This window comes from Pseudomonas sp. ANT_H4 (assembly GCF_008369295.1).
In the GTDB taxonomy this organism is placed as follows: domain Bacteria; phylum Pseudomonadota; class Gammaproteobacteria; order Pseudomonadales; family Pseudomonadaceae; genus Aquipseudomonas.
Map to the genome: position 1 here is coordinate 1 of NZ_VOBG01000056.1, position 4,601 is coordinate 4,601.

5 protein-coding genes are annotated in these 4,601 nt (G+C 56.8%); all 5 read right to left on the reverse strand.

Annotation, left to right across the window (positions count from 1 at the left end; genetic code table 11):
• The coding region (locus FQ182_RS29335) for an HpcH/HpaI aldolase/citrate lyase family protein (RefSeq protein ID WP_178114555.1) at nucleotides 1–412 on the reverse strand (412 nt) is incomplete at its 3' end.
• The gene (locus FQ182_RS29340; RefSeq protein WP_042561215.1) at nucleotides 412–1,506 is read right to left on the reverse strand and encodes a cysteine protease StiP family protein; all 1,095 of its coding nucleotides are present in this window, start codon (nucleotides 1,504–1,506) and stop codon (nucleotides 412–414) included. The genes FQ182_RS29335 and FQ182_RS29340, both read right to left, overlap by 1 nt.
• Nucleotides 1,499–2,257: a hypothetical protein gene (locus FQ182_RS29345; protein ID WP_033896472.1), complete on the reverse strand. Its 759-nt coding sequence runs from the start codon at nucleotides 2,255–2,257 to the stop codon at nucleotides 1,499–1,501. The genes FQ182_RS29340 and FQ182_RS29345 overlap by 8 nt, the downstream gene beginning before the upstream one ends.
• The gene (locus FQ182_RS29350) at nucleotides 2,247–3,374 is read right to left on the reverse strand and encodes a phosphoribosyltransferase domain-containing protein (protein WP_042561216.1); all 1,128 of its coding nucleotides are present in this window, start codon (nucleotides 3,372–3,374) and stop codon (nucleotides 2,247–2,249) included. The genes FQ182_RS29345 and FQ182_RS29350 overlap by 11 nt, the downstream gene beginning before the upstream one ends.
• Before the next feature lie 73 nt (nucleotides 3,375–3,447).
• On the reverse strand, nucleotides 3,448–4,587 hold the full coding sequence (locus FQ182_RS29355; RefSeq protein ID WP_042561217.1) for a trypsin-like peptidase domain-containing protein: 1,140 nt from the start codon (nucleotides 4,585–4,587) through the stop codon (nucleotides 3,448–3,450).
• Nucleotides 4,588–4,601 lie beyond the last annotated feature (14 nt).

The window sequence follows — 4,601 nt, forward strand, 5'->3', positions numbered from 1 at the left end:
GGTTGAACACGTCTGTAGTTTCCAGCGTCGGCATGAGGTACAGCGCCGGGTTTGTAACGGCCTGTTCCCAATCTCCAAGGTTGCGCAGGGTCAATTTCGGCACAACGAACCCATCGACGTGGGCCATTATTGGCCATTCATTCAGCACGGCAGCCATCACCGAGTCTCGGGGGCGAACAAACAGCAGCGGACCATCAGACGGACGCCCACCGCGCTCGTTGATCGCGGTCAACAGGCCATGCAGATTTTTCAACGCCGTGTCGACGTCAATTTCCGCGACCGCATCCTCCAAGCAAACAACCAGAGAACGCAGTTCAGGCAGTTTTGTGCGGAAAACCACTTCCAGCAGATCCGCACGTGTGGCCGGCATGTAGAGCGTTGCCCCCAGGGCATAAGGAGAAAGGACTTTCATCAGCTCACACTCCGAATGATGGTAACCGCCCGGTAAGGGCCCAATGCAGCACCGACCTCTTCCACAGCCACCCCAGCGCCCTCAGTCAGGTGCATGAGCAACTGAACATCGCTGTCGCTACGGCTGCGAACCAAGACGTGATCCGGTACGCGACGCAGTACCGCGCGGGTTGCTTCGGCAATACCTGGCTTTACTCGGTTGAGATTGGTAATGCCGAACTGGGAGGCCAGCGACTTGACTACGTGCGCAGCTGCACCCTGCAATTCAAAACGCTGGGTGTCGGTCCATGGCGAGGCTTGAGGAACCGCCCCCAGCGCCTTTCGCTTCTCGTCGATCTGCTCGATGAACTCGCGGGTTAAATCGTGCTCACGCAGATGGTCGTAAACCACACAACCATGCAGGCCTCCATTCGCGGGCCAGATGGAGCGCGAAACCAGACCAGACACCGTCGCACCAAGGATGCCGGAGGGGATAACCCAGTCTTCAGCCGACGCGGACAACCACGCCCGGCCGCAGGGATCTGCCAGCACAACAAGCCGAGGTTCCTCAGGAAAGCGTGAGTCGCCATTGAGGCTGCGCTGAATCTCACCAGAGATAGCGCCCTTCCCTGTCCAGCCATCGACGAAGACGATGTTCTCGGCACCATGTGCCTGAATGATGGCTTCGAGGGCGACCTTATCTATCCCCCGATCCCGAACGATGCTGATTCCGTAGTGGTGCGCATCTCGACCCATGTCGAGCAGGGCCCGACGCAACAACACGCCGAGCGGCAGGCCAGCACGAACGAAAGACACGAGAACAATTGACGGACCCGTGCATGCCTCGCTCAGCGCCAGCGCCAGGGACTGAACGTCCATGGCCATGCGGGTACCGTTTTGTTCAAGTGCGCGCTCGTATAGGGCTTTATGCACGTCAGTCGGCGCACTCTCCAGGCTGATCATTTCGGAGTAGTGCTTCTGCTTCGACTGAATCAGACGCTCCTTCTCCAAGACATCAGTGGTTTCCATCTGAACGGCCTGCAGCAGAAACTGAACATCATCTGCTGCATAGCTGCCGCTCCCTACGGTAACCAGACCCGCAACGGCCTTAGTCATGGATTTTCACCCCAACCAGCTTGGCCAATTGGCTACGCGCAGGGGTCGCCCACATATGACACTCCTGCATGAAACCGAGGTCAGTGATGCTGTCCCCAAAGCCCAGCACAGGACGCTCACCATTGGCCTCACGATCACGGCGCAACAATTCTTGAACGGCCACTTCCTTCGACAGGCCCAGCGGCAAGAACGCGAGGTTGTTGGAATTTCCGTGGATGTGCATCCCTTCCAGTAAACCGCGAGCCTGTACTTCCGCGAGTACCGTTTGCAGGACTTCATCGTTGGATTCGTTGTGCTTGGTCACCACGTAGTGGCGCAGGCCTTCTTCCTCGACAACCCATCCGCGCAAGGAAATGCCAAGCTCCTTACCAATGGCGAGGGTTGCTTCACTGAGGCCTGGCAAGCGAGCCTGATAGTCAGCAAGAACATCGCTCATGCGTGCTTGCCATTCCTCGTCAAGCTTTCCATCAGGACCAAGGATCACGCCGCCATGGGAGCAGACGGCACCGTGCATGAAAGGCAGTTGCACACGACTGAATGCTTCAACGCTGCGCGCTGTAACTGGGATCACGTCGGTTGTGGATAGGAGCCAATGGGCAAGGGAATGTTGGACAGTGCTCATGTAGCCATTGGGTTGACCCTCGATATCGAGAGTCGCAGTGACCCGCGGCAAACCTTCTGGCATTTTGCGAGCAGTCTGGAACAGGGTGTCGTCGAGATCGACCAGGGCGAGGGGGCGCTTATTGACCATCGACAATCACCTCCGCGTTCAGGGATTCAATCAGCGAGGCGGACACAGCCTGCACAGGTGTTTCCGAGCAAATCAGGACGCGATCAAACTGTCCGGGGCTCACGTTGTAGAGGAAGTTGGGGATACCGAGACCGTAGTTGTCCGCGAACGACAACACGTGACCGATGGCATGGCCCAGAGCGATTGGCGAGCGACTGGTTGAACTGAAATGCACATCTGCGCCAGCACGCTCTAAGCGTTCAGCGAGCAGAAATGGACGCCAGACGAATTCACTGGTACCGACCACAAGTACGCGCTCACCTGCTTTGACGTTCAGGTCCAGAGCCAGGGTGTCTTCTACGACGCGAATACCATGACGCCCCCAGTCACTCTCCGCCATCAACGGCCACTCACCAGGCTCGATGGTACCAACGGCCGGCATTTCCGGTAGCGGCGCCTCAGCGTCCTCGTGGAAGGTGTACGAACCCTGCAACAGCGATACCTGATGTGCCGAGTCCCCAATGGTTTTGCGAACAGCATCGCCGGACCAATCCGTCAGTACGCACGTCACCACGCGCTCGACCTGGGTCAGGCCGGCATCGACCAGCGCACGGTGAAGATTGATGAAAGTTTTGCCGGTGGAGGCTTCGTCGTCGACCAGCACCAGCGAACGGGCATTCAACATCATTTCCCGAACATCGGGATCGACAGGCAGATGAATGAGATGAGCGCTGGCGTGGCTATGCTCTTCTTCAAAACGGGCGAACAATTCATTGCCCGTCGGGTGACGTGTGCTGACCATGTAGACGGTGTCAGGGCGGGTCGCGCTGAAGGCACGATGTACGCCGGCACCCAAGCCAACTGCTGTTTCCGCCATGCCGATAACGAGCACAGGCCCTGGCAGATCTTCAGGTATTTGCGCCGCGAGACTGTGAAAGCTCGCGTTCATGATCGAAGGACGCACAGGGATATGGCGGCCCAGTACTTTGGACACGAATAGAAACGCACGCTTGGGATTACGGCGCTCGGCGAAACCGAACAATGAGCCCGGGTCGATCTGTGAGGCATCGACGGTGACATCGAGACGCCCGCGCATCAGTTGTGCGCTTAGCGCTTTTGTTACTGCGTTACTTTCCATGAAACAAATTCCTAGGTTAGCGTGAGGTCGATAACCTAACGTCTCGTCCGCAGCTTTCAAGTCAAAATAGGGGCTAAAAATTCTTGGCTTCGACGCGCCACATAGATGCTTGGGCCGAGCGAGCTAATTCAGCAGTGGTGAACGTCTTGCTGTTGGATGTTTGAGGTGCATCGACGCGGCACGCATCCAGAAAGGAGAGGAGCAACGACGCCTTAACCGCAAAATTCATATTTTGAGCATCAGGCATTGTCGACGTGACCAAACCGACTACGGCACCTGATGAATCAAACAAGGGAGATCCGCTAGAGCCTGGTTGAATGGCCGCGGTAAATTGCAAAAGGCTTGAATCGTTGTGGAGGCCAAACAACGCCGACACACCACCCTGGGTAACGTGCACACCGCCGCCGGCAAAACCTGACAACGGGAAACCCAAAGCAACAACAGATTCGCCTAGGTCACAGCCAAAGCCCTTTTTGAAGGACACTGGTTTCAATGTGGGGGATTCCATGACTCTGAGGAGAGCGATGTCGTTACGCTGATCGATTACGACTGGCTCCGCACGATAACGACCCTCAAAGGAGGAAATAGATATCTCACTCATACCCTCGATTACGTGGGCACAGGTGAGCACATGGTTCTGCGAAACAGCGAAGCCGGTACCGGTTGCTCCCGTGCGCGATCGATCAGGATCACCTGTACGACTGCGCCCTTTGGGATGAGCGTCATTGATATCGATGCCAATCCGACGCCCAAGGGCTGCCAACCCATAAGCCGAACCCTCAGCTAGGGCACGAAACTTCCATTGCTGATTACGGATGTAGAACTCGCCGATGATGATCGCCGCTTCACCGTTATCGTGAAGGTCCAATCGGTATTCGATCTGTTCGTCCACAAGCAAATGCAACGAACGAAGCTCGCTTACCGGGCCGGCTGCGGAAAATGTGTACGCGATAAGAAGCACCCGATCGCTGCCGGGCGGGAGGGCTGACAGGTTCAACTTACAACCAACCTTCGCTTGGTCGCCGCTCCACTCCATCCATGACTGTGTAGTCTGGAATAGTGCAGCCTCACCAGTGGGTTGGCGTTTGTCATTTACCGGTAGTATGGCAATCGCCGCGTACTCCCCGAAAGCCGAGGAGTTTCCGCATTCCAGAGTCCATTCACTCCGTGCACCTGATACCGCGGTGTTTACGCCTGGCGCGAGCACCATCATTCCTTGATTACTCC

What these genes read in the sequence shown, in the direction of transcription:
- FQ182_RS29340 (WP_042561215.1), bottom strand. Translation starts at nt 1,506, where the DNA reads ATGACTAAGGCCGTTGCGGGTCTGGTTACCGTAGGGAGCGGCAGCTAT.
- FQ182_RS29355 (WP_042561217.1), bottom strand. Translation starts at nt 4,587, where the DNA reads ATGATGGTGCTCGCGCCAGGCGTAAACACCGCGGTATCAGGTGCACGG.
- FQ182_RS29345 (WP_033896472.1), bottom strand. Translation starts at nt 2,257, where the DNA reads ATGGTCAATAAGCGCCCCCTCGCCCTGGTCGATCTCGACGACACCCTG.
- FQ182_RS29350 (WP_042561216.1), bottom strand. Translation starts at nt 3,374, where the DNA reads ATGGAAAGTAACGCAGTAACAAAAGCGCTAAGCGCACAACTGATGCGC.